Here is a 25,358-nt window from a genome sequence, read left to right as displayed (position 1 = left end):
TCTACCGATGATGCGGAACGATCCGATCAAGCATGTCTTCATCTGGCCGGCGGTGCTCGTCGTGCTGGCGATTTCGATCTTTCCGCTGATCTATTCCCTCACCACGAGCTTCCTCAGCTATCGCCTGATTCCGCCGATCCCGCCGCGTGTGGTGTGGTTCGGCAATTATGTCACCCTGTTGCAGGAGCCGCGCTTCTGGAACGCGATCCTCACGACGACCTTGATCGCCTTCATCGCGGTCAGCTTGCAATATGTTATCGGCTTTAGCGTTGCGCTCGCGCTGAACGCGCGCGTGCCGGGCGAACGGCTGTTTCGCGTGGCCTTGCTGCTGCCGATGCTGCTGGCTCCGGTTGCCGTCGCGCTTGTGGCCCGCATGATCTTCAATCCGACCATGGGTCCGCTCAACCAGTTTCTCTCCATGTTTGGCCTCGCGAACCTGCCGTTCCTCACCAATGGACATTGGGCGCTCGGCTGCATCATCGCGGTCGAGATCTGGCAGTGGACGCCCTTTGTGGTCCTGATGATGCTGGCCGGCCTGCAAACGCTCCCAGAAGACGTCTATGAGGCTGCCGAACTCGAGAACGCCAGCGCGTGGCAGCAGTTCTGGGGCATCACCTTTCCGATGATGCTGCCGATCTCCGCCGCTGTCGTCTTCATCCGCCTGATCGAGAGCTACAAGATCATGGACACCGTGTTCGTGATGACGGGCGGCGGACCGGGCGTCGACACCGAGACGCTGACCCTGTTCGCCTATCAGGAGGGCTTCAAGAAGTTCAATCTCGGCTACACCTCGGCGCTGAGCTTCCTGTTCCTGATCGCCATCACGATCATCGGCGTGACTTATCTGGCGCTGCTGCGTCCGCATCTGGAGAAGCGCCGATGAGCGGGCAGGGCCTCACCGGACTGTCGACCTGGAGCCGCCGCCTGATCGCAGCAGGCGTTCTCGCCTGGTGCCTGATCACGGCGTTCCCGCTCTATTGGGTGGTGGTCACAGCCTTCAAGACGCCGCCGGGCGTGGTCGGTGGTCCGACCTATATTCCCTTCGTCGATTTCACGCCAACGCTTCAGCCCTTCATCGATCTCTACCAGGGCATCCGCGGTGAATTCTTCCACACCTTCCTGAACTCGACCATCGTCGGGCTGTCCGCGGCAGCGATCGCGACCGCGATCGGGGCGATGGCGGCCTATGCGCTTGTCAGGTTCGAATTCAAGGTGCGATTTGGCGCCGGCCTGATCTTCTTCCTGCTCGCGCTCGGCGGATATCTGCTCTTCAACAACAATCTCGGATTCACCCGCGCGCAGGCGCTGCTGCTCGCGTTTCCGATCGCGCTGGTCGTTGCCATCGTCGCCAACCGCCTGCCGCTGCCGGGTCCGATCCTCGGCAATGAGGACATCCTGTTCTGGTTCGTCAGCCAGCGCATGTTTCCGCCGATTGTCACGGCCTTTGCTCTGTATCTGCTCTACAGCGAAATCGGCCGGCTCGGCTTCCAGCTGATCGACAGCTTTGTCGGCTTGACGCTGTGCTACGTCGCGTTCTCGCTGCCGATCGTGGTCTGGCTGATGCGCGATTTCTTCGAGGCGATCCCGATCGAGGTCGAGGAAGCCGCGATGGTCGACAACGTGCCGAGCTGGCGCATCTTCCTCGGCATCGTGGTGCCGATGTCGATGAACGGGCTGCTGGCGACTTTCATGATCACGCTGGCCTTCGTCTGGAACGAGTTCCTGTTCGCGCTGTTCCTGACCAATTCCAAATGGCAGACGCTGCCGATCCTGGTGGCCGGACAGAACAGCCAGCGCGGCGACGAATGGTGGGCGATCTCGGCCGCGGCGCTCGTCGCCATCGTTCCGATGATGATCATGGCGGGCCTGCTCAGCCGCATGATGCGGTCGGGTCTGCTGCTCGGGGCAATCAAATAGCAAAAACTGATCTAGGGAGGACTGGACGATGTTGCGACGGACGTTTCTGATGCTGACCACCTCGCTCGCCGTGGCTTGCGCTGCGAGCCAGGCGAACGCGGCCTGTAGCCCGGATTATTCCGGCGTCACCTTGACGGTGGCATCGCAGACCGGACCCTATATCGCCTCCGCGCTCAAGCTCGGCGCGGATGAATGGACCAAGAAGACCTGCGGCAAGGTCAATGTCGTCGAGTTTCCGTGGTCGGAGCTTTACCCGAAGATCGTGACGTCGCTGACCGCATCGGACGCGACCTTCGACCTCGTCAGCTTCGCGCCGGCTTGGCTGCCGGACTTCGTGCCCTATCTCAGCGAGATGCCGAAGGCGATGCAGTCAGGCAAGGACTGGGATGATATCGAGCCGGCCTACCGCGAACGGCTGATGGTGTGGGAAGGCAAGATCTATTCGCAGTCGATGGACGGCGACGTCCACACCTACACCTATCGCACCGACCTGTTCAACGATCCCAAGGAGAAGGACGCCTTCAAGGCCAAGTACGGCTACGATCTGGCGCCGCCCAAGACCTGGAAGCAATATCTCGACATCGCCGAGTTCTTCCAACGTCCCGACAAGGGACTTTGGGGCACCGCGGAAGCCTTCCGTCGTGGCGGCCAGCAGTTCTGGTTCTTCTTCAGCCACGCGGCAGCCTACACCAACAACCCGAACTATCCGGGCGCGATGTTCTTCGACCCCGAAACGATGGATGCCCAGATCAACAATCCGGGCTGGGTGAAGGGACTGGAAGAATATATCCGCGCCTCCAAGCTTGGCCCACCCAACGCCTTGAACTTCTCATTCGGTGAGGTCAACGCGGCCGTGGCGGGCGGTCAGGTCGCGGAATCGATCGGTTGGGGCGACACCGGCGTGATCGCGGCCGATCCCAAGCAGTCGAAGATCTCAGGCAAGGTCGGCTCGGCGGTGCTGCCTGGCTCTGACGAGATCTGGAACGCCAAGACCAAGAAGTGGGACAAGTTCCCGGCCGTCCTGCCGGCGCCCTTCATGGCGTTCGGTGGATGGCAGATTGCCGTGCCGAAGGTCGGCAAGAACCAGCAGGCGGCATGGGATTTCATCAAGACGCTGACCAGCCCCGAAGTCTCCGGCCAGGCCGCCATTACCGGCGGCACGGGTGTCAACCCGTACCGCAAGTCGCACACCGCGAATCTGGAGCTGTGGAGCAAGATCTTCTCGCCGCAGGAAGCCAAGCAATATCTCGGCGCGCAGGCCGACTCCATCAACGGCAAGAACGTCGCGCTCGACATGCGTCTGCCCGGCTATTTCTCCTACACCGAGGTGGTGGAGATCGAGCTTGGCAAGGCACTGGCCGGGCAGACCACGCCGCAGGCCGCGCTGGACACGGTCGCAAAGGAATGGAATCGCCTGACTGACGAGTTCGGTCGTGCAAAACAGCTCGCTGCCTATCGCGCGGCGATGGGCCTGCCGCCCAAAAACTAAAGCCGAGAACTAAAGCCAAGAACTAACCTGAGAACTAACCTCCGCTGAGACTTCCCCGGATGACGCGTCAGCGTCATCCGGGTCTTGTTGACCGTCGATCTAAGGGACGGGAAAAGGATTCCATGGCGCGCGTCGAGATCGAGAATGTCAGCAAGGCATACGGGCCCTATGAGATCATCGAGGGGCTTGATCTGAACGTGGCTGACGAGGAGTTCGTCGTGCTCGTCGGCCCGTCGGGCTGCGGCAAGACCACGACGCTGCGCATGATTGCAGGACTGGAGACGGTCACGAGCGGAAGCATCCGCATCGGTGATCGCGATGTGACGCAGCTGCGTCCGGGCCTGCGCAATTGCGCGATGGTGTTTCAGAGCTACGCGCTCTATCCGCATATGACGGTTGGCGAGAATATTGGCTACGGCATGAAGGTGCGCGGCGAGGAGCGCGCCAGCATCGCGAAAGCGGTCCAGGACGTGGCCCGGGTGCTCGACCTCGAGCAATATCTGGACCGTCGTCCCAAGCAGCTCTCCGGCGGGCAGCGGCAGCGTGTCGCGATCGGCCGCGCTATCGTGCGCAGCCCGGACGTGTTCCTGTTCGACGAGCCGCTATCGAACCTCGACGCCAAGCTCCGCATCGAGATGCGGACCGAGATCAAGGCCTTGCACCGTCGTCTCGCCAAGACGATCGTCTATGTCACCCACGACCAGGTCGAAGCCATGACCATGGCCGATCGCGTCGTGGTGATGAATCGCGGCCGGATCGAGCAGGCGGCCGATCCCATCACGATCTATGAAAAGCCCAGCAATCTCTTCGTTGCGGGCTTCATGGGCGCCCCCAGCATGAACTTCATCCATGGCGAAATCGCCGCGCGCGATGGGGCGCTGGTCTTCACCGAGCCGTCGGGGACGGCGTTGAAACTGCCGAAATCCCGCGAGGCGGCCTATGCAGGCAGCGTCGGCAAGCCTGTCGTGCTTGGCGTGCGGCCCGACCATGTGTTGCGGCAAGACGCCCCGGCTGGCTCGTCCGTTCGGATCATGGTGAAGGACGTAGAGCCGCTCGGGCCGCATACGCTCGTGATCGGCACCGTCGGCGCGTTCCCGTTCACGGCGCAGATGCCGGTGGGGGTGGCTGCGGCGCCGGATCATTTCATCGACGTCGCGCTCGATCTGGAGCGGACCCATCTGTTCGACAAGGCGTCGGGGAAAGCAATCACCTGACAACGCGGCTCAGAACCGCTTCGCCATCTCCGCGAGGCGGCGATGCGCGGTCTCGCGGGCGGCGCGGATCGGCTCAGTCGGACCCGCGGTCGGTCCGATCGGCACGAAGCGCACGTCGCTGACACCGATGAAGCGGAGCGCCTCGCGCAAATAGGGCGTAGCCATGTCGATGCGGCCGCGGTTCATGCCGGTGGCAAAGTCGCTGCCGGAGGCGAGGATAACGATGGTCGGACGATCCTTCAGCAATGGAAGATAGCCCTGCGCGGGCTCGAAGCGGAACGTCAGGCCGGGCTGGATGATGATGTCGAACCACTGCTTCAGCTTGTAGGGGATGCCGAAATTCCACATCGGCGTCGAGATCAGAACGCGGTCGGCCAGTGAAAAGCGCAGCGCCATCCGTTCGGCCTCGGCGAAGCTGTCCCGCTGCGCGTCATTGAAGGCCTGCGCCGTCATCCGCGCATATTTGGCCTCGACGATGGGTCCCGCAAATTCCGGCATCCGTTCGCGCCAGAGATCGACGACATCGATGTCCCAATTGGGGCGGGCCTGGCGAAAGCCGTCAAGGAAGACGGCCGCGCCGGCGCTCGACTCGGAATCGGGGCGCGGCGAGCAGGAGAGATGCAGAAGCTTTGCCACCGCTCATCCCAGCGCTCTGATGACGGCATCCGCCCTGGTAACGACGGCAACGTTCTGCATGGCAAAATTGATCGAGGCCGAGTGCCAGTCTGCATTCATGGTCGAACAGCAATCCTCCGGCACGATCATGAAATAGCCCTTGTCGGCGCCGGTGCGCGCGGTGTGCTCGACCGACATGTTGGTCCAGGCACCGGTGTTGATGATCATGTCGCGGCCGGTGGCTTTCAGGATCGTCTCCAGCTTGGTGCCTTCCCAGGCACTCATCCGCATCTTCTCGACCACGTAATCGCCGGGCCGCGGCTCGAGGCCTGACACCGGCGCGGCGCCCCAGCTGCCGCGCACCATCGCCTTGCTGTCGACAAGCCCTTCGAACAGCGGCGCGTTCAGCGTCACGCCGGGCGCTCCTGGCTCGACCACGAACCAGACATGGATGATGGCAACGCCGCGCGCCCGCGCCGTCTCCGCCAGGCGCCGGACGTTCTCGACGACATGCTGCTGCTTGGCATGGCCTGGCGCACCGGAGTCAGCGAAGGCGCCGCCATCCATGATGACGTCGTTCTGGAGATCCTGGATGATCATGGCGCAGCGCTGCGGATCGAGGCGCAGCTCGCCGTCGGCAAGAATCGGCGCCGCAGCTGCAGGACCGGGGCTCGCGGCGCCACCGCTGCTGCGCCTGCCGCTCATATAGGGTTCGTGGCGCGGTCCGGTCCTGGTCGGGATCGCGTAGACCGAATGCGTCGAGGTCAGGTAGAGCGTGCGAAAATCAGGTCCACCCCAGGCGAGGTTGGCGACCAGTTCGGGCACGCGAACCTTGCCGAGCAGCTCGCCCCGCGGCGAATAGACCCAGACGCCGCCGGGCGCGGTGACCCAGACATTGCCGTGCTGATCGCATTTCATGCCGTCGGGCAGGCCAGGCTCGAGCTCCGACTTGATGCCGCTCGCGAACACCCGAGCATTCGACAGCGAACCGTCGCCGCTGACGTCGAACACGCGGATCAGCGCCTGCACGGTGTCGTTGACATAGAGCAGTCTTTCGTCGGGCGAGAAGCAAAGCCCGTTCGGCTGGTCGAACAACGTTCGATCGACCACCAGCTTTGGTTCGCCGCCAGGCATCACACGGTAGACGCCCTGAAAGCCGAGCTGCCGCGGTCGCTCGACGCCGTAGACCGGCATGCGGCCATACCAGGGGTCGGAGAAATAGATCGCGCCCGAGGAGTGCACGCAGACATCGTTGGGACTGTTGAGCTCCTGCCCCCCAAAGTGCGAGGCCAGCACCTCGCGCCGTCCGTCCGGCCGTTCACGGATCAGCGACGACGTCGCATGCTCGCAGACGATCAGATTGAGCTCGGCATCGTAGGTCATACCGTTGCATTTGTTCGACGGACGCTTGACCTCGGCGACACCGCGCCGCGAATCCCAGCGCCGGCGCACGTCGCCCGGCATGTCCGAGAACAGCAAATAATGATCGATCGGATGCCAGATCGGTCCTTCCGTGAACTCAAAGCCTGTGCCGACCTGGGCAACGGGTGCGTAAGGATCGATCAGGGTCTCGAATTCAGAACGTAAGGTGACGTGCGTCATCGGTCGGTCCTCACATCGTGCTACGCGGGAAACCAGTTGCGTGCGGGCAGGGACTGCACGATTGGTCCGGGCACCTGATCGTGCAGACGCCCCACGACATTGCCGCCTTCGATCTTGGCGGGGCGGTCGTGCACTGGCAGCAGATAGCGCGAGTTGCTGAGCAGCTTCTTGATTGCGGCCTTCTCCGCACGCTTGCTGGTGCCGTGGTTGCCCGTCGTGCGCGGCTCCCAGTCATGGATTTCGTGGAAGGGCGTGACGATCTGGTCGTTGAAATCGTAGATCACGTCGCCGCAGATGGTGGCGATTCCGTCGGCGGTCTCGACAATGATGTTCATCGAGCCCTCGGTATGGGCATTGGCGGCATCGCAATAGACGCCGGGCATCAGCTCGATCGGGCCGGTGATCTCCAAGTCGAGAAAGCGGAGCGCACTCTTGGTGTGCAGGCGGTCGATCAAATGCTTGATGTCGGGTGCCGGATATTGCGGATGCATCAGGCCGGAGACTGAATATTCCAGCTCCTTGCGGTTGAGAACGACCGTCGTGTTCATCGGGAACAGATCGTCCTTGCCCGCATGGTCGATGTGCAGATGGGTGTGGCAGACGAAGCGCACGTCGCCCATGCGCACGCCGTGGCGGGCGAGCTGGTTCTCGATCATGTGTTCGTGGTATTGCAGCCCCCGCATGCCCAGCGTCTCCATGATCTGATTGGAGCGATAGCCGGTGTCGACCACGACAGGATATTTGCCGCCGAGGATCAGAAAGCCCAGCGTAAGGACGCGGCGGGTGCGGCCGCAGTCGCGACCGAGCACCAGGAAGCTCGATTCCAGCTCGATATCCCCGTAGTCCAGGATCTTGATCTCCAGCGCCATTCGTTTCCCTCCTCGTGTTCTTTCTTGTCTTTCAAAGCCGATAGACGCGTGTTGCGGTGCCTCGGAAGATCGCATCCCGCTGCTCGGCGCTCAGCGGAGCGGCGGCTGCGCGAAATGCGTCAACAAGCGCGCGATAGCTGGTCCACAATTTCTCGATCGGGAAATTCGAGCCGAACAGGCAGCGCTCGGCGCCGAAGATCGCAACGGTATCCATGACCACCGCGGCGATGTGCGCGGGATCATTGCGGTGGATGAAGGTTCCAAGCCCGGAGAGCTTCGAGACGACATTCGGGCAGGTCGCAAGCCGCGCCATGCCCGCGCGCCAAGCGGCGCGGCCTGCTGGCGAAAGGTCTTCGAGCATGCCGGCATGCTGGAGGATGAAGGTCACCTTGGGGCAGGATTCGGCGAGATGTGCGGCATCCGGCATCTGCGGCGTGAAGACCTGGAGATCAAAACTCCAGCCGTAATCGGCGAGCCGCGCGACGTTGCGGCGGACCACGGGATCGATGCACAGATCGGGCTTGGCCGCGAAACGATAGAGCGGGTTTGCATGCCAGTGCAGCTGCATGCGCACGCCGCGCACCAGGGAATAGCGCTTGAGGCGGTCGAGCTGCGGACGCACGTCGTCCACGGCGAAATTGGCATAGGCGACGATGGCGTGCGGCCAACCGGTCTCGTCGGCGGTCCGCTGCACCCAGGCCGCCTCGTCCTCGAAACGATCGTTGGCCCAGTTGGTCTGGACGTAAACCGAGCGGGTAACGCCGTTGCCCTTGAGATCGTCGAGAAATTCCTCGATCGGATAGTCGCGCCGGATGGCCTCGTAGGGTCCGAAGATGCGAGGTTGCATCGGGCCGACCAGCCAGGGCAGATCGGCCTGCCGCCAGATATGATGATGCCCGTCGATCATCTCAGTCACGCAACTCTCCTTCGTCCCAAGGCGAGGACATGCGCGACGATCGACGCGCTCGATCCGCCGTCGACGAGATCGTCGACGAAGCGCTCGATCGCAACGAGCGCCTCGGTCTGCGGCCGAAAGCCGGGTCCGGACGCCAGCGGCGTCAGCCAGCTCACGCGCCAGGCCCGCTGCGATAGTTTGGCCACCGCATCGCGCAGGGCATCGGGCTCGCCGCGCTCCAGCCCATCGGAGACGACGACCACGGCCGCCCCGCGGGCATAGCCGCCAAAGCGCGGCACCGCGAGGAAGGCTTGCAGCGCATCGCCGATGCGGGTGCCGCCGTCCCAGTCGCTGACGAGATGCGCGGCCGCGCTCAGCGCCTGCTCGCGGCGCTTCACGCGCAGCGCGCGGGTGACACGGGTCAGCCGGGTGCCGAAGGTGAAGACCTCGACATTGGGCGCGGCCTGCACCAGTGCATGCGCCAGCTTCATGTTTTCCTCGGTGCGGCTCTTCATCGAGCCGGAGACGTCGATCAGCAGCAGGAATTTGCGTGGGCGCTGGCGCCGCTTCAGATGCCCGAGCCGCAGGATCTCGCCGTCGCTGCGGACGGAGTCGCGCAAGGTGCGACGGAGGTCGGCAAACGGTCCGCGGCGGGCGCGCATACGACGGTGACCACGTCGCTGCGGCAGGCGCCGTGGTGCCTCGCGGGACAAACGGCGGAGCGCCTCGGTGGTGGACAGCTGCGCGAAGCGGCGCTCGACCAGCGCCTCGGTACGGGTCGCTGTCAGGCCGGACTCGTTGGCGTCGTCGGAGAACAGCGGCTCCTCGTCGCCGCGGCCTTCTTCCTGGAGCCGAACGGTCTCGTCATCCTTGCCGTCATCGGCATGCTCGATTGCCTCACTGCCGCGGAAATGAAGGTCGAATAGCCGGTCAAAGGTCACGCGGCGCTCGGGTGGCGGGGCGAGGGTGGCCAGAGCGGCCTGCCTGATATCCCCGAGGTCGCGCGGGCCCAGCAGTTCGATCGCGGTAAGGAACGCAGTGGTCTGCTCCGGCGCGACAGCAAAACTGTTGGCGCGCAGCAGTGCGACAAAGGAGACGAAGACGCGGGCGGCGCGCGGAAGTTGAAGCTCGGTGCTCATGCGGTGGCCTCCGCGAGCATTGCGTCGAGCCGGGGCGCGATGAAGTGCAGATCCTCCTCGTCCTTGAGCGCCACGCCGATCGAGCGCTTGAAGGCGTCGGGCCAACGCGCACCGCCCTTGTGCAGCAGCGTTGCGGCCTCGGCCCAGTCGACAGCTTCGGCGATTCCGGGCGCTTTGCTCAGCGGCTCGCGCCGGAGCTTGCCGACCGCCGCGACGACCGCCCGCGCAGTGGCTTCGGCGACGCTTGAGGCTCGCAGCATCACGATGCGCGCCTCGCGCTCCTCGGTCGGATAGTCGATCCAGTGATAGACACAGCGGCGGCGGAGCGCTTCGTGCAGGTCGCGCGTCCGGTTCGATGTCAGCACCACCACGGGACGCTCGGCGGCGCGCACGGTGCCGCGCTCGGGGATCGAAATCTGGAAGTCAGAGAGGAATTCGAGCAGAAACGCCTCGAACTCCTGGTCGGCGCGGTCGATTTCGTCGATCAGGAGCACCGTGGAATCAGGCGCACGCAGTGTCGCCAGCATGGGCCGCTCGATCAGGAACGTCTCGCCATAGATGTCGATGCTCTCATCGCCGGCCTGGCGGATCGCGAGCATCTGACGAGGGTAATTCCATTCGTAGAGCGCCGCGGAGGCGTCGATGCCCTCATAGCATTGCAGGCGGATCAGCCGGCGGCCGAGCACGGCGGCGATGGCCTTTGCCGCTTCCGTCTTGCCGACGCCCGGCGCACCCTCCAGCAGCAGCGGCTTACCGAGCGCGAGGCCGAGATAGGCCGCGGTCGCAAGGCCTTCGTCGGCGAGGTAATAGGCCGCGCGCAGCGCCTTCTCCAGCGCCTCCGGGCTGTCGATGCCGACGATGTTGCTGCGGACCGCCATGAACCAAAACCTCTAGCGCCGCGCCTGCGGCCGCGCGCCGCCCTGGGCCTTGATTGCGCGCAGCACCCTCTCAGGGGTGATCGGAAGATCATCGATGCGCACGCCGACCGCGTTGAAGATCGCATTGGCCACCGCCGGCAGCACCGGGTTCGCGCACATCTCGCCGGGGCCCTTGGCGCCGAACGGACCATCCGGGGCAGGGCGCTCCAGCACCGCGATGTCATGCGGGCAGATGTCGCCGGGGCCGGGCATCAGATATTCAACGAAGTCGCGCGGGCCATGCACGGGCTCTGGATAGTAAGGCTCCGGCGTCTCATAGAGCGCGTGGCTGACGCCCATCCAGGCGCCGCCGACGAGCTGCTGCTCGACCAGGCGCGGATTGAGCGCACGGCCGAGTTCATAGGCCGAGTCCATTCGCACCATCGCTACTTCGCCGGTCTCGTCGTCGACATCGACCTCGGCGACGAGGCAGGCATGGGCGTAGCATGTCGCCGGCGACATCTCGCCGGTCTCCGGATTCACTTCGGAGAGCGGCACCAGGAAGATGCCGCGACCCGAGATGGTCTTGCCCTGCTTGAACTGCGCGGCAATCGCGACGTCCTTGGTCGAGATCGAGCGGTGCGGCGCACCCTTGACATGGATATTGCCGCGCCCGTCGGTCTCGAGATCGGCGGCGTTGACCTCCAGCTCCTCGGCGGCCGCCTCCATCATCACGCCGCGCGCCTCGCGCGCCGCCGCCATCACGGCATTGCCGACGCGATGGGTGCCGCGCGAGGCGAACGAGCCCATGCAATGCGGGCCGGTGTCGGAATCGGCCGTGTCGACATAGACATCCTCGACCGGCACGCCGAGCGTCTCCGCGCAGATCTGCCGCGTGACGGATTTCATGCCCTGGCCAAGATCGATCGACGACAGCGCCACCGTGAACTTGCCGCTCGGGTTGGAATGCACCAGCGCCTGGCTGGGATCACCGCCGAGATTCATGCCGATGGGATAGTTGATCGACGCGATGCCGCGTCCGCGATGCCGGGTCATCTAGCGCCTCCTGGTGCCGAAGACGGAGGAGAAGCGGGTCGCACCATGCGACGGTGCAGGTGGCCGCGGCGAGGGCGGCGGAGGAACCGGTGGAGGCGGCTCGCGCGGCGGTTCGCGCGTGACAGTGGGTGGCAGCCTGTCGTAGCTGGTGCGCTGCTGAGCCGGAGCGGTGGGACGTGCGCGCGAAGCATCCGCCGGTGTCGGCGGGATTACGGCGCGACTGCCGCCGCCGTCCTTGCGCGACGATGCGCGCTTGAATTCCTCGCGAAGCGGCCATTTTGCCTTTTCGGCCGCAACCTGCACACATTCGATCAGCGCCGTGTTCTTGGCTTCGCGCCGGTGCGCTTTCATGTCACCGTCGCGATAGGCGTTGAGGATCCGGAACTCCATCGGGTCCATGTTGATGAGGTGCGCCAGCTTGTCCATCTGGCACTCGATGGCAAAGTCCATCGCGGTGACACCGAAGCCGCGCATGGCGGTCGCCGGCGTGCGGTTCGTGAAGACGCAATAGACGTCGCCATAGACGTTCGGGATGGTGTAAGGGCCCGGCAGATGCGCTGCGCATTTCACCGCGGCGTAGCTCGACAGCCGCGTATAGGCGCCGCTGTCGAAATAGGCGAGGATCTTGCGCGCGACGATGCGGCCGTCACGCATCACGCCGTCCTTGATGTAGATGCGCTCGGCGCCGCGCGGCGGGCCGTATTGCATCTCCTCTTCGCGCCCGAACACGTAGCGCACGGGTTTTCCAGTCAGCATCGCGCCGAGAATGGCGAGCGGCTCGGTCAGCGTATCAACCTTGCCGCCGAACCCGCCGCCGACGGTGCCGCCGATGAAGTGGAAGGTGTTGGAAGGGACGTCCAAAATCTTGGCGCAGGTATCGACCGAGAAGAACAGCGCCTGGGTCGAGGTGTAGACGACGAAACGGCCGTTGGTGTCGGGGGCAGCGATTGCACCATTGGTCTCGGTCGGCGCGTGCTCGATCGGCGACATCTGGTAGCGCTGCTCCAGCACGTGATCGGCCGTCGCCAGCGCCGCATCGGCATCGCCGAAGCGAAGCCGCTGGTGGTCATAGGTCTCGTGATAGGTGAAAGTGTTCTTCGGATAGGTCTCGTTGACCACGGGCGCGCCGGGCTTCAGTGCGTCCTCGACGTCGAATACCGCCGGCAGCGGCTCGTAGTCAATCCTGACCTTTGCGATGGCCTCAAAGGCCTCGCGCTCGCTGTCGGCGACGATGGCGACAACGGGCTCGCCCTTGTAGCGGACCTTGTCGACCGCCAGCGACGGCTCGTCGTCCTTGCCGAAATTGATCAGGCTCAAAAGCGTGTTGAGATTGACCGGCACGTCGGCGCCGCGGATGATCCGGCGCACGCCGGCCGAACGCTCGGCCTCGGCCGTGTCGATACGGCGGATGCGTGCATGTGCCTGCGTCGAGCGTACGACCTTCAGATGCAGCATGCCCTGCAGCTTGTGGTCATTGAAGTAGCTCGACGTGCCCGTAACGTGGCCGAGCATGTCCTGGCGCTGGGTGCCCTTGCCGATTTCCTTCAAATTATCGTCGCGCTCGTCGGCGAAAATATCCTTGCGCAGTTCCAGCATGGCGACGTCCTTCAGGCGCTGACCCGGCCGCCGGCGGCGGCGAGGATGGCATTGATGATCGGCTCATAGCCGGTGCAGCGGCAGATGTTCCCGGAGATGGCCTCGATGACCTCGTCGCGGCTGGGCGAGGGATTGCGGTCGAGCAGGGCTTTTGCAGCCATCAACATGCCCGGCGTGCAATAGCCGCACTGGGCGGCGAAATTGTCCGCGAAGGCGCGCTGGAGCGGATGCAGGTTCGGACCCTGCTTCATGCCGTCGAGCGTCTCAACGGAGCGGCCCGCGACTGTTTCCGCCAGCGTCAGGCAGGAGAGGTGGAGTTCGCCGTCGATCAGCACGCTGCAAGTGCCGCAGCCGCCTTGGCCGCAGCCGAATTTCGGCGTCATGTCGCCGATCAGTTCGCGCAGCGCCACCAGCAGATTGGTGCCGCCGTCGACGAAGATCGCGACGTCGCGGCCGTTGTGACGAAATTGCAGGGGTATTTTGGACATGCGGTCTATTCCTGTCCGGACAGCAGGCGGCGCAGGTGGACGCCGACAATTTCGCGGCGATACCAGGCGCTGCCGAGCGCATTGTCGGGGGGTGACGTTCCTTCGGTCGCCGCGGATGCAGCGGCGGCGATGGTCGCCGCGTCCAGCGAGCGTCCTTCCAGTGCCCGCTCGGCAGCGCGGGCACGGATCTGTGTCGGCGCCATCGAACCCAGCGCAATCCGCGCGCCTGCGATCCGGCCGCCTGAGATCGGCAGATGCGCGGCGAGCGTGATGACCGAACCGCCCTTCGGCTTGATACGCGCGATCTTGCGATAGCGGAACGCCTCGCTGCTTACAGGCCGGGTGCAGGAGATCGACAAGACCAGCGTTCCGGGCTGCCGGTCGCGCGCCTGCAAAAATTCTTCGACTCCGATGTCGCGCGCGCCAAAGGCGCCCGCGACGGCGACGGTCGCATCGAGCGCGAGCAGCGCGACGGTGAAATCTCCATAAGGATTCGGCGCAAAGAGATTGCCGCCGACTGTTCCCATGTTGCGTACCGCAGGGCCGCCGATCGAACGCGCAGGGGCGTGCAGGAAGCCAAGATCGCGGTCAGCGAGGATGCGCGCGAAGGTGACGCCGGCGCCCAGCGTGATGCGCGGGCCGGATGCGTCGATCCGGGTCAATGCCTGATCTTGGGCGCGGACGACGGTCGAGATCGCAACATCGCCCTCGTTCAGCGCTCGCATCACCAGCGTGCCGCCGCCGAGATAGCGCGCGCTGCGATCCGAGGACAGTGCCCCCGCCGCCTCGCTGGCGCTCGCAAAAGTCTTCACTGTCACGGCCATCTAGGCGGCCTCCTTCAGATGCCGGCGGATTGCATCGAATCCGGCCTGGTAAATGTCTTCGGCGACCATGTGGGTGATGCGGTCGCGGTCTTCCGGCCTGGCCGTGAAGCGCGACTCCCAGTGCCAGAACGTGCGGTCGCCGTCGGTCACAGGCAGCAGGCGGACATGGGCGACGTAGTTGAACATCGGGATCGGTGTATCGAGCAGGCAGTAGCTAAAACTCTGTTCGAGGTCGGATAGCGCCAGCAATTGCTCGCGCAGCTCCGCGCCGTCCTTCAGCTTGAACCGCCTGATACAGCCGATCTTGTCCGAGGCATGCGCGCGCTCGATCGAGGAGGTCGCCACTGCCGGATGCCAGCGGTCGTGCCCGTTGAAATCGCGCAGCATCGCCCACGCCGCATCGGTCGGTGCGTCCAGGATCGTGCTTTTGACGATATGCGGCACGGATATCAGCCTCCGAACACGCGCTTCAGGGCATCGAACCCGCCCTGGAACACACCGCCGCCGATATTGCCGACGAGCTCGGTCTCGCGCTCCGGCGCGCAGTCGAACTCGGCGGTCCATTCCACAAAGGTCTGGTCGCCGTCGGTGACCGGCGTCAGGCGCAAGGTTGCGACGTAGTTCTCGACGCCCATCGGGGATTCCAGGATCGAGTAGGTGCAGAACATGTCGTAGTCGGAGAGGCCGAGCAGCTTCTCGCGGATGCGGTCGCCATTGCGCAGGCGAAAGTCGCGCACACATCCGATCTTGTCCGAGGGCTCGCCGCCCTCGATGCGGCTTTCGGCAATCGCCGGGTGCCAGTTCGGCAGGCCGTTGAAATCACGCACGCGCGCCCAGACGCGATCGTTGCGCGCATTGACGACGGTGGAGACGTAGACGCGGGGCATGGGTCAGACCTCAGCTCTTCTTCCGCGGACCGCGTTCGGCCGGCGGTTCGCCGCCGCCCTCGGCCGCAGGCGGGGAGGCCGCGGGTTTGTCGCCGCCACCGCCGCTCTTGCGTGCGGACTCCTTGATACCCTGCATGTCGCGAGCTTCGCGGATCAGGCCCGGCATCTTGGCAAGGCTGCCACCCTCGACGCCGATGTCCGACAGAAGGGAGTCGATCAGCGGCGCCTGCACGCGGTAGCGCAGCGCGGAGTCGATCACCTCGTCGGTGGCGCTGCGTCCGCCATTGCCACCGCCGCCGTTGCCATGGAGGCCGTCAACCTGGAGGATACGGATGCCCTCGATCTTCTCCATCGGCTTGACGCTCTCGCGCACGATACCTTCGATCTTGTCGAGCAGCTTTCGGCGGAACAACGAATAGCGAGCCTGGTCGGTCAGCACGTTCTCGGCCTCGTTGAGCATCCGCTGCGCCTCGGCTTCGACGGCCGCACGCACACGTTCGGCGTCCGCGGCGATCCGTGTCTCCTCGGCCTGCTTCTCGGCGAGCAGCACCTCGACCGTCTTGCGTCGTTTTGCGATCTCGCTCTCGCGCGCGGTGATGACGCGTTCGGCGGCCTCGGTGGCCCGCATCCGCGCTTCCTCCGCCATCGCCTTCGCGGCCGATTCTTCCAGCGACTTTTGGTGAATGGCGATCGCCTTCTCCATCAAAACAGTCTCGACCTCCTTCTCGCGGTTGACCTCCAGCTTGCGCAGCTCGCGCTCGCGGCCGACACGAGCCTCGTCGAGGCCGCGGTCGGACGCGATGCGGGCGCGCTCGACTTCCTCGCGGGAGGCGATCTCGGCCTCCTGCAGTGACTGGACACGGGCCACCTCGAGCTGCTCGATTGCGCGTCGGCGCTCGAGGCGGGCGGCCTCCAGCGCCTGCTCGCGCGAGACGTCGGTGGTCTCGACCTCCTTGCGGGCGACGATTTCGGCCTGCCGAACCTGGCGGTCGGCGTCGATCCGCTCGGACTTCTTGGCGGAGAGCGCGATGACGCGGTCTTCGTCCGCGATCTCGATCGCCTTCTTCTGCTCGATATTGAGCACCTCGCGCTTCTTGGACGAGTTGATCCGCTCGGCCTCCAGCGCGAGATCGACCGTGATGCGCTGCCGCTCGATGGCATCGCGCCGCTTCAGCTCGGCGGCCTCCAGAATGCCGGTGCGTTCGATCTCCAGCGAACGCGTGTCGCGCTCGGCCTGGATGCGCTCGGCCGCGACCGCCTTCTCCTGGGCAATGCGGGCCGCCTCGATCGCCTCGCGGGAGGCGATGTCGGCCTCCTCGACGGCCCGGTTGCGCGCGATCTCCAGCGAGCGGACGCGCTCTTCCTGGGCAATGCGCGAGGCTTCCGTGGTCTCGCGCGCGGCGATCCCGGCGACTTCGAGGCTCTGGTTGCGCTCGATCTCCAGTTGCCGCGTGCTCTGCTCGGCGGCGATCCGCTCAGCGGCCAGCGTCCGCTCGCGGCCGATGCGGGCGGCCTCGACCGCACGCTGCGCCTCGATCTCGGCCTCCTGGATGGTGCGGACCTGCTGGATCTCCAGCGCGCGGGTACGCTCATCGGAGGAGATGCGCTCGACATTCACGATCAAGGTCTGGGCGATGCGGGCCTTTTCGGTGGCTTCGCGGGCGGCGATCTCGGCCTCGTCGACGGCGCGGGTGCGCTCGATCTCGCGGCGCTTTGTCTCCTCCTCATTGGCGATGCGGGCGTCGGTGACGACACGGTCCTGCTGGATGCGGGCCTTCTCGATGGCCTCGCGTGCCGCGATCTCGGCTTCCTCGACAGTGCGCATGCGTTCGATCTCGCGCTGGCGGACATCACGTTCGGAGGCAATCCGCGTCGTGTCGATCGAGCGCTGATTGGCGATTCGGGTCTTCTCGATCTCCTCGCGCGCCAGCAACTCCTTTTCTTCGATGGTGCGGGTGCGCTCGATTTCCTTCTGGCGCGTCTCGCGTTCGGCGGCGATGCGGGCCTCCGCAATCGCCTGCTCATTGGCGATCCGCGAGCGCTCGATCGCCTCACGCGCAGAAATCTGGGCCTGTTCGGCCTCGGTCTCGCGCAGCGCGCGTTCGCGGGCGACTTCAGTGCGCTGGAGCGCGCGGCGCATCTCGATGTCGCGTTCCTGCTCCAGCCGCGCGGTCTCGCTCTCGCGCTCGATTTCGAGCGCCTGCCGCTCGGCCTCAAGATTGCGGGTGCGGATCTTGATCATCGAGTCCTGCTCGATGTCATTGCGCAGCTTGCGCCGGGCCTCGATGTCCTCCATCAGCCGGGTCAAGCCTTCGGCGTCGAACCGGTTCGAGGGATTGAAGAATTCAAGGTCGGTCTGGTCGAGATCGGTGATGGCGACGGATTCGAGCTCAAGACCATTCTGGGCGAGGGCTTCGGCCGCATTGGTCTTGACGCGTGTGACATAGTCGCCGCGTCGTTCGTGCATCTCTTCGAGGGTCATTTCGGATGCGACCGAGCGGATCGCTGAAATGAACTTGCCGGCCAGCAGCGCATGGAGCTGTTCCGGCTCCATGGTGCGGCGGCCGAGCGTGGCGGCGGCGATCGAGACCGCTTCGCGGGTGGCCTGGACCCGGACATAGAAGTCGGCCTCGATGTCGACACGCATGCGGTCGCGGGTGATCACCGCGTCCTGCCGCGAGCGCACGATGCCCATCGGCAGCACGTTCATGTTGACGGGCGTGTAATCGTGGATGAAGGGCAGCACGAACGCGCCGCCGTTGATGACGACGCGTTCGCCGAGGAAACCGGTGCGGACGAACGACACCTCCTTGGAGGAGCGATGGTAGAGCCAGTTGACGATGTAGACGCCAACCACGATCACGATGATGGCGACGATCAGCCAGAGGATGAGCTCGCCGACCAGGATCCCTGACATGTTTCCCTCCCTCGATCTTGCAGGCGTTACGGCGCGCCGATCGCCTTGAATTTGCGGACCTGTTCCGTCAAAGCCCGCTCCACCGGCAGCCGCTCCATCGAGGAGGCGCCGTAGAAGCCGTGGCAGTAACGCGTGTTCTTCATGATGAAATCGGCATCGGCGGGATCCGCGATCGGGCCGCCATGGGCGAGCACCAGGATGTCAGGGTTGACGCTGAGCGCCGCGGATGCCCAGGTGTCGATGCGTGCCGGGCAGTCCTTCAGCTTGGGCGCGGTCTGCGCGCCGATCGTGCCGCCGGTGGTGAGGCCGAGATGGCAGACGATGATGTCGGCGCCGGCGATCGCCATCGCCGCCGCTTCCTTCTCGCTGAAGACGTAAGGCGTCGTCAGCAAGTCCTTCTCGCGCGCCTTCGCGATCATGTCGATCTCCAGCGCGTAGGACATGCCGGTTTCTTCGAGATTGGCGCGGAAGACGCCGTCGATCAGGCCGACGGTCGGAAAGTTCTGCACGCCGGCGAAGCCGAGTGTCTTGAGCTGGTCGAGGAACACATCCATGTCGCGGAACGGATCGGTGCCGTTCACGCCCGCGAGGACCGGCGTCTTGCTGACGACCGGCAGCACTTCGCCGGCCATTTCGACGACGATCGCGTTGGCATCGCCATAAGGCATCAGCCCGGCAAGTGAGCCGCGCCCAGCCATACGATAGCGGCCGGAATTGTAGATGACGATGAGATCGACGCCGCCGGCCTCCTCGCATTTGGCCGACAGGCCGGTGCCGGCGCCGCCGCCGACGATCGGCTCGCCGCGCTTCGCCATCTCGCGGAACCGCTTCAGGAGTGCTGCGCGTTCAAACCGGGCCATCGGTCACCTCGCTACTCTCCGGCGTGCCCCGGCGCGTCCGAACAGGGTTCGGAACGCGCTCACGATGATCGAGGCGAACTCGGGATCGTTGATGTTCTGCTTGACGCGAATGAGTTGCCGGTTGCCGGTCTGCCGTACCGTGCGCTCCAGCGCGCGGAACAGGGCAGCGTCGGCCTCGGGGTCCCAGAACGGCTGGCCGCGGGCATCGAGCGCGGAAACGCCACCCTCGGGCAGGAAGAAGCGCACTGGCCCGTCCATCTGGTTCAGCCGTTCGCCGATCCAGCGGCCCATGCGTTCGTTCTCGTCCGCAGTGGTGCGCATCAAGGTCACCTGCGGATTGTGGACGTGGAATTTGCGGCCGCGACAGCGCTCGGGGATGGTGTCGGGCGCGCCGAAATTGACCATGTCGAGCGCGCCGACCGAGCCGACATAGGGCAGGCGGGTGCGGATAACAGCGCCGAAGCGATCCTCCGTCGCCGGAAACACGCCGCCCATCAAGAGGTCGCAGATCTCGGTGGTGGTGAGATCGATCACGCCGGCAAGCTGACCGGAATCGACCAGCTTCTCCATCGATCGTCCGCCGACGCCGGTGGCGTGGAAAACAAGACACTCGAAATCGTCGGCGAGCTCGGCTGTGATCTTCTGCACCGCCGGCGTGGTGACGCCGAACATGGTGATGCCGATCGACGGCAACCCGGCACTCGCAGCGCGCTCCTTCGCTTTACGCGGGTCGAGCCGCGCCTTGACCATGCCGGCGATGGCATTGGCGCCGTTCGACAGCACCGCGCGCGAGATCGAATTCAGCCCCTGCACGTCGGTGACCGAATACATCATGGTGATGTCGGCAGGACCGACATAGGGCGCGACGTCGCCCGAGGCGACCGAGGAGATGATCAGCTTTGGCACGCCGACGGGGAGGGTGCGCATGGCAGGGGCGACCAGCGATGCCGCTCCCGAGCCTCCGGCCGAAATGACGCCGGCGATGTTGCCCTGGCGCTTGATCCAATTGGCGAACGCATCCGCCATCGCGGTGACAGCGGCGCCGCGGTCCGGGCCGAACACAGCCGAGCCGCCGCGGCCGTGGTTCAGCGCAATCTCCTGCGCGGAGACGTCGCATGTGGCGTGCTTGCCGCTTGTGGAGACGTCGACGAGCCGCGTGCGCAGCCCGCTCTCGCCAATGATGTCGCGGATGAAGCGAAGTTCAGTACCCTTGGTGTCGAGCGTGCCGACGACCAGAACCGCTGGGGGCCCTGACGTCTGCGTCGTCACCGGCTCGCGCTTGCGCCGTGCGGGCTCGTCGAGGCGCGAGACCTGCGTCGACAGTGTGCGCGCGGCGGCTTCGATACGGCCGATCGGGACCGGCTGCGACCAGCGCGTCGGCGGAGTGGGGTTGGAAATGTAGACCCGGATCGGACCGCTGGTGCGTGGAAGCTGAGCAGCTGGCTTGGCCTCGCCGTCGGTAGAAGGCACATCGAGATCGGGCTCCAGTTCGGCGTGCAGTCCGACGCCAAGCAGGCGTTGCTGGAGCTCCCGGTCGGCGGACAGCCGAGCTGAATCGATGATGCGGTTGATGCGGCCGTTGACCATGATCGCGACGTTGCGCGAGATCGCGGTGGCGACGCCGATGTTTTGCTCGATCACGAGCACGGACATGTCGCCGTCTTCGCCGAGCTGAAGCAGCATCTCTTCGACCTGGGCGACGATGACGGGTGCAAGCCCTTCGGTCGGCTCGTCCATGATCAGCAATTGCGGATTTGTCAGCAGCGCGCGCGAGATCGCGAGCATCTGCTGCTCGCCGCCCGAGAGCTGGCCGCCGCCGTGGTCCTTGCGCTCGGCGAGCCGCGGAAAGGTGTCGTAGATGCGCTCGACCGTCCAGGGGCCGGAGCGCATGCCGCCGGCGAGCCGCAGATGTTCGTCGACGCTGAGCGAGCGCCAGAGTCGGCGGCCCTGTGGCACATAGCCGACGCCGAGCCGCGCGATATTCGCGGGCGGCCGCCGCGTGATGTCGTCGCCGCGAATCCGGATCGAGCCCCCGCTCACGGGCACCAAGCCCATGATCGCCTTGCACAGCGTGGTCTTGCCCATCCCGTTGCGACCGACCACGGAGAACACGCCGGCATCGAGCGTGAGGTCGACGCCCTGCAGCGCGTGCGAATGGCCATAGTAAACGTCGAGGCCGCGGACCTCGAGCGCTGCAGCGCTGCGGCGGGCCTCACTCATGGCCGCCTCCGAGATAAAGCTCCTGCACCTCGGGGTCGGACTGGATCTCCTCCGGCACGCCTTCCTTGAAGATGCGGCCGTTGTGCATCATCGTCACGCTCTCGACGACGCGTAAGGCCACGTCCATGTCGTGCTCGATGATGATGTAGCCGATATGCGCCGGTAGCGAGGTGAGGATCTCGACCAACTCGGCGCGCTCGGTCGGCGACAGGCCCGCGGCCGGCTCGTCGAACAGCACGAAGCGGGGTGCGCCGGCGAGCGCCAGCGCGATCTCGAGCTGCCGCTGCTGGCCGTGCGCGAGCTCGGCGACGCGCTGGTCCCTGACCGCGCTCAAGTGCACCGCCTGCACCAGATTGTCGGCGGCGTGCATCAGCGCATCATTCTGACCGGGCCGCAGGAACGAGAAGCGTCCGCGCGAGACGCCGCGGCAGGCGAGATAGACGTTGTCCTGCACCGTGAGGCCGGGGAACAGCGCGGAGATCTGGTAGGTTCGCCTGAGGCCGCGACGGATGCGCTCATAAGGGGGGAAGTGCGTGACGTCCTCGCCAAAGAAACGGATCGTGCCTGAGGTCGGCGGGAAGTCGCCGGTGATGCAGTTGAACAGCGTGGTCTTGCCGGCGCCATTGGAGCCGAGCACGGCGCGCCGCTCGCCGGGGCGCACGGTGATGGTGACGTCGGTGAGCGCCGCCAGCGCGCCGAACAGCCGCGTGACGCCGCGCAGTTCCAGGGCTGCACCGGCGCCGACGGCGGAGAGGCGCTGCGCGACGCTATCCATGACCGCGCCCTCCGCCCGGGCGATCCGACTGCGGACGATGGCTCCGCCGCCAGCGCTGCCACAGGCCGATCACGCCATCCGACGACCAGAATACAATCGCGAGGAAGCCGAGGCCGATCAGCAGCCGGAAGCGGTTGCCATCGAGCCCGATCTTGACCAGGAAGTCGAGCGCAAAGGTACGCAACAGCACGAACACCAGCGCGCCGATATAGGGGCCGATCGGCCGCGTGATGCCGCCGACGATGGCGATGATGAGGATGTCGATGCAGGCGCCGACGCTGACAGAGCCCGGCGAGATCTGGCGATAGTTCCAGACCTGGAGCACGCCGGCGAGGCCCGCGATGAAAGATGCCACCGCATACGCGGCGACGCGGTGGGCATTGACATTGAAGCCGAGCGCCGCCATGCGGCGCGGATTGTCGCGCACGCCCTGCAGCGCAAGGCCGAACGGCGCGCGGGAGATGTAGTCGACGGCGAAATAGCAAAGCGCGGCGACCGCGAGCACGACATAGTAGAACGGAATGTCCGCCCGCCAGTTGACGCCCCAGAAATGCGGCGTCGCGACGTTGTTGATGCCGGTATGGCCGTTGAAGATCGCCCAGTTCTGATTGGTGAAGTAATAGAACGCAGCCCCGATCGCGAGCGTGATCATGATGGTGTAGATGCCCTCGGTGCGCACGGCGAGCGCACCGCCGAGCGTGCCGAAGATGGTCGCGAGCGTCAGCGCCATCGGCACCGCCAGCCACCAGGGCCAGCCCAGGCTGATATTGGCGTTGTCGCTGGTTCCGAACACCGCGACCATGTAGGCGGCAAAGCCCGCGATGGTGAGCTGCATCAGGCTGACCATGCCGCCATAGCCGGCCAGGAACATCAGGCTGAGCGCGATGGTGCCGAGCATCAGCGTGGTTGCGAAGATCTCGATCAGGAAGAAGCCGTTGGCGATCAGCGGCATGATCAGCAGGATGATCGCTACGATCCAGGCGGCGGGATTGTTGAGGTCGGGCCAGGAGCGAGCAGCCTGCCGCTGCGCCGCCGAGGCGGGGCTGCGGATCTGAATGCGCGTATCGTGGGTAACGGACATGTCAGCGCCTCGCCAGCAGGCCCTGCGGCCGAAGCGCCAGCACCAGCACCATGATCAGGAAGGTCACGACGATGGCGTATGTCGGGATGTAGACCGAGCCGAGTTGCTCGGCGAGGCCGATGATGAGGGCGCCAAGCGCGGCGCCGGGGATCGAGCCCATGCCGCCGACGATCACGACGACGAGCGAAGCAAGCAAGAAGCGAATGTCTTCGCCGGGCGACAGTGACTGGAAGGTGCCGCCGACCACGCCCGCGATGCCGGCAAGGCCCGCGCCGAGCGCGAAGACCAGCACAAACACGGCCTGGATGCGCACGCCGGTCGCAGCAAGGATGTCGCGGTCGTCGACGCCGGCGCGGATGATCATGCCGATCCGGGTGCGGTTGAGCGCAAGCCACATCGCGATGCCGATGATCACGGAAGCCAGGAAGATCACGAGCCGGACCAGCGGATAGCGCAAGTAAACCGGCTCGCCCGACGATTTCACCGCGGTGATGAGCGGCAGATCGATCGGGCCAATCAGCCAGTTCGGGGTCTGGATCTGGTAGAAGTCGCCGCCGCAGGCCCACAGCATGAGATCGGCGAACACGATGGAGAGGCCGATCGTCACCATGGTCTGGCGCAGATCCTGGCCCTCCATGCGGCGGAACACGAGCACCTGGAGCAGGACGCCGACCAGCGCCGTCAGGATGAAGGCGACGATGAAGGAGAGGATCCACGATCCGGTCGAGGCGCTGATGGCATAGCCGACATAGCCGCCGAACAGATAGAGCGAGCCGTGCGCGAGGTTGACGTTGCGCATCAGGCCGAAGATCAGGGTGAAGCCGCTGGCGACGAGGAAATAGAGGCCGCCGAGCGTGATGCCGTTGAAGAGTGCGTTGAGGAAAACCCGCTTGCGACCGATCGCGTCTTCAAGCCCGGGCGGCCAGACCGCAAAGATCAGCCACAGCACTACCGCGACCGCGATGATGACGATCAACGACCAGGCCGGATGGCGTTCGACAAAGCGGGTCATGGCGTCACCTCGCTCCGCTTGCGATGGCCACCATCACACCTCGAATGCAGGTCGGACAGCCTTGTGCAGGCTGCGTACCGCGCCATGGATTTGCGTCCTCCCCGGACATGCGATCCTCTTGCAGGGATCGCGTTCCGCCCATCCTAGTGGGGCGGCGAGAGAGGCACTTGATCGTGAGTATCTTTTCGCGCGTCCGTCAGCCGCGCAAAACCTTGGCGGCGCGGCGATAATCGGTCGGCGCCATCCCGACATTGGCGGCGAAGAAGCGGGTGAAACCGCTCTGCGAGGAGAAGCCGAGGTCGAAGCCGATATCGGCGATCGGCGCCTCGCTCGCCACCAGCGCCTCCAGCGCCTGCTCCATCATCAGGGTGTTGAGATAGAGGTGCGGCGTGACGCCGGTCTGGGTGCGGAACAGCCGGTAGAAATGCGGCCGCGACAGGCCGGATTCGCGCGCGATGGTGTCGAGCTCGATCTCCGCGCCGGGGCTCTCCGACATCATCTTGATGCACTTGCGAACGCGAAAATCGGTGATGGAACCATTCGCGCGCAGATCGGGCGCGGTCTCGGCCTGCTGCCAGCTTTCGTCGTAGCAGATATCGATCAGCCGTCGCAGCTCGCCGTCGAGGCTGTTTAGCGAGGGTGCGCCGCACACAAGGGCGGCCGCGTGCCTGATGTGCTTGTCCAGCGCCGGCGTTCGCGCGAACTGGGTGCGGCCGAAGCGGAGGCGGTCGGCGCCGGGCGCATCGGGTGCGAACCATTCCGGATTGACATAGAGCACGAAGAAGACCGCGCCGCCGTCGAGGTCGGTGGGAAGGAAATTATGCGGCTCCCATGGATTGACCGCGACGACGGAGCCTTCGGTGAGGTCGTAGCGTCCGTCGTTGACATCGATGCATGCGGAACGCCCGCCGACATGGAAGATCAAATGACCTTCGCGATGCGCGTGGATATTGAAGGGGCGGTTCAACTGATAGACCGTCGCCCGGCCGAAACGGCCATGGAAGACGGCGAGCGCCCGGCTCATGCCTTCCCTCCCGGAAGCCTT

General features: G+C 65.2%; 23 protein-coding genes. 4 read left to right on the top strand and 19 right to left on the bottom strand.

The annotated features are described in order from the left end of the window. Positions 1 to 7: 7 nt before the first annotated feature. The 4 genes from L6637_RS07175 (at position 8) to L6637_RS07160 (ending at position 4,620) form a co-directional block, all read left to right on the top strand. Entirely contained in the window at positions 8 to 883 is an 876-nt protein-coding gene (locus tag L6637_RS07175; RefSeq protein ID WP_237859045.1) for a carbohydrate ABC transporter permease, read from the top strand. Beyond that, on the top strand, positions 880 to 1,917 hold the full coding sequence (locus L6637_RS07170) for a carbohydrate ABC transporter permease (RefSeq protein ID WP_237859044.1): 1,038 nt from the start codon (positions 880 to 882) through the stop codon (positions 1,915 to 1,917). Before L6637_RS07175 ends, L6637_RS07170 begins: the two co-directional genes overlap by 4 nt. Positions 1,918 to 1,966: 49 nt before the next feature. Continuing rightward, complete coding sequence (locus L6637_RS07165; RefSeq protein WP_237859438.1) at positions 1,967 to 3,406, top strand: extracellular solute-binding protein; 1,440 nt, start codon at positions 1,967 to 1,969, stop codon at positions 3,404 to 3,406. Between the two features lie 122 nt (positions 3,407 to 3,528). Continuing rightward, entirely contained in the window at positions 3,529 to 4,620 is a 1,092-nt protein-coding gene (locus tag L6637_RS07160; protein WP_237859043.1) for an ABC transporter ATP-binding protein, read from the top strand. Positions 4,621 to 4,629: 9 nt separating this feature from the next. Here the strand turns inward: L6637_RS07160 and L6637_RS07155 are convergent, their stop codons facing one another. The 19 genes from L6637_RS07155 to L6637_RS07065 all read right to left on the bottom strand — a co-directional run bounded on the left by L6637_RS07155 (position 4,630) and on the right by L6637_RS07065 (position 25,337). Beyond that, on the bottom strand, positions 4,630 to 5,256 hold the full coding sequence (locus L6637_RS07155) for an FMN-dependent NADH-azoreductase (protein WP_237869725.1): 627 nt from the start codon (positions 5,254 to 5,256) through the stop codon (positions 4,630 to 4,632). 3 nt (positions 5,257 to 5,259) lie between these two features. Continuing rightward, on the bottom strand, positions 5,260 to 6,837 hold the full coding sequence (locus L6637_RS07150) for an isochorismatase family protein (protein ID WP_237869723.1): 1,578 nt from the start codon (positions 6,835 to 6,837) through the stop codon (positions 5,260 to 5,262). A 20-nt stretch (positions 6,838 to 6,857) separates the two neighbouring features. Further along, a complete protein-coding gene (locus tag L6637_RS07145; RefSeq protein WP_057758792.1) occupies positions 6,858 to 7,706 on the bottom strand; it encodes an MBL fold metallo-hydrolase in 849 nt (282 codons plus the stop codon). 31 nt (positions 7,707 to 7,737) lie between these two features. After that, on the bottom strand, positions 7,738 to 8,622 hold the full coding sequence (locus L6637_RS07140) for an amidohydrolase family protein (protein ID WP_237869721.1): 885 nt from the start codon (positions 8,620 to 8,622) through the stop codon (positions 7,738 to 7,740). Continuing rightward, positions 8,619 to 9,740, bottom strand: coding sequence for a vWA domain-containing protein (locus L6637_RS07135; RefSeq protein ID WP_237859037.1), 1,122 nt, complete (start codon positions 9,738 to 9,740; stop codon positions 8,619 to 8,621). The genes L6637_RS07140 and L6637_RS07135 overlap by 4 nt, the downstream gene beginning before the upstream one ends. Next, the gene (locus L6637_RS07130) at positions 9,737 to 10,618 is read right to left on the bottom strand and encodes an AAA family ATPase (RefSeq protein ID WP_237859036.1); all 882 of its coding nucleotides are present in this window, start codon (positions 10,616 to 10,618) and stop codon (positions 9,737 to 9,739) included. The genes L6637_RS07135 and L6637_RS07130 overlap by 4 nt, the downstream gene beginning before the upstream one ends. Before the next feature lie 12 nt (positions 10,619 to 10,630). Then, positions 10,631 to 11,653, bottom strand: a complete 1,023-nt coding sequence (locus tag L6637_RS07125) for a xanthine dehydrogenase family protein molybdopterin-binding subunit (RefSeq protein WP_237869719.1) — start codon at positions 11,651 to 11,653, stop codon at positions 10,631 to 10,633. Then, positions 11,654 to 13,249, bottom strand: a complete 1,596-nt coding sequence (locus tag L6637_RS07120) for a xanthine dehydrogenase family protein molybdopterin-binding subunit (protein ID WP_237869717.1) — start codon at positions 13,247 to 13,249, stop codon at positions 11,654 to 11,656. Between the two features lie 11 nt (positions 13,250 to 13,260). Further along, positions 13,261 to 13,737, bottom strand: a complete 477-nt coding sequence (locus L6637_RS07115) for a (2Fe-2S)-binding protein (RefSeq protein ID WP_183243641.1) — start codon at positions 13,735 to 13,737, stop codon at positions 13,261 to 13,263. Positions 13,738 to 13,742: 5 nt separating this feature from the next. After that, positions 13,743 to 14,561, bottom strand: a complete 819-nt coding sequence (locus tag L6637_RS07110; RefSeq protein WP_237859034.1) for an FAD binding domain-containing protein — start codon at positions 14,559 to 14,561, stop codon at positions 13,743 to 13,745. Further along, a complete protein-coding gene (locus L6637_RS07105; RefSeq protein ID WP_237859033.1) occupies positions 14,562 to 15,005 on the bottom strand; it encodes an SRPBCC family protein in 444 nt (147 codons plus the stop codon). Positions 15,006 to 15,010: 5 nt separating this feature from the next. Continuing rightward, positions 15,011 to 15,448 (bottom strand): SRPBCC family protein, encoded by a 438-nt coding sequence (locus L6637_RS07100; RefSeq protein ID WP_015686997.1) that lies wholly within the window; start codon positions 15,446 to 15,448, stop codon positions 15,011 to 15,013. 10 nt (positions 15,449 to 15,458) lie between these two features. Further along, entirely contained in the window at positions 15,459 to 18,365 is a 2,907-nt protein-coding gene (locus tag L6637_RS07095) for a flotillin family protein (RefSeq protein ID WP_237859032.1), read from the bottom strand. A gap of 26 nt (positions 18,366 to 18,391) precedes the next feature. After that, on the bottom strand, positions 18,392 to 19,225 hold the full coding sequence (locus L6637_RS07090) for a phosphoenolpyruvate hydrolase family protein (RefSeq protein ID WP_237859031.1): 834 nt from the start codon (positions 19,223 to 19,225) through the stop codon (positions 18,392 to 18,394). Between the two features lie 3 nt (positions 19,226 to 19,228). Continuing rightward, a complete protein-coding gene (locus L6637_RS07085) occupies positions 19,229 to 21,445 on the bottom strand; it encodes an ABC transporter permease (protein WP_237869716.1) in 2,217 nt (738 codons plus the stop codon). After that, a complete protein-coding gene (locus L6637_RS07080; protein WP_237859028.1) occupies positions 21,438 to 22,220 on the bottom strand; it encodes an ABC transporter ATP-binding protein in 783 nt (260 codons plus the stop codon). Before L6637_RS07080 ends, L6637_RS07085 begins: the two co-directional genes overlap by 8 nt. After that, positions 22,213 to 23,301, bottom strand: a complete 1,089-nt coding sequence (locus L6637_RS07075; protein ID WP_237859027.1) for a branched-chain amino acid ABC transporter permease — start codon at positions 23,299 to 23,301, stop codon at positions 22,213 to 22,215. Before L6637_RS07075 ends, L6637_RS07080 begins: the two co-directional genes overlap by 8 nt. A 1-nt stretch (position 23,302) precedes the next feature. Continuing rightward, positions 23,303 to 24,313, bottom strand: a complete 1,011-nt coding sequence (locus L6637_RS07070; protein WP_237859026.1) for a branched-chain amino acid ABC transporter permease — start codon at positions 24,311 to 24,313, stop codon at positions 23,303 to 23,305. 196 nt (positions 24,314 to 24,509) lie between these two features. Continuing rightward, positions 24,510 to 25,337 (bottom strand): helix-turn-helix transcriptional regulator, encoded by an 828-nt coding sequence (locus L6637_RS07065; RefSeq protein ID WP_237859025.1) that lies wholly within the window; start codon positions 25,335 to 25,337, stop codon positions 24,510 to 24,512. Positions 25,338 to 25,358 lie beyond the last annotated feature (21 nt).

The sequence above is a fragment of the Bradyrhizobium zhengyangense genome (assembly GCF_022012435.1).
Classification (GTDB): domain Bacteria; phylum Pseudomonadota; class Alphaproteobacteria; order Rhizobiales; family Xanthobacteraceae; genus Bradyrhizobium; species Bradyrhizobium zhengyangense.
Note: the sequence above shows the minus strand (reverse complement) of the source record. Positions and strands in the feature narration are given on the sequence as shown.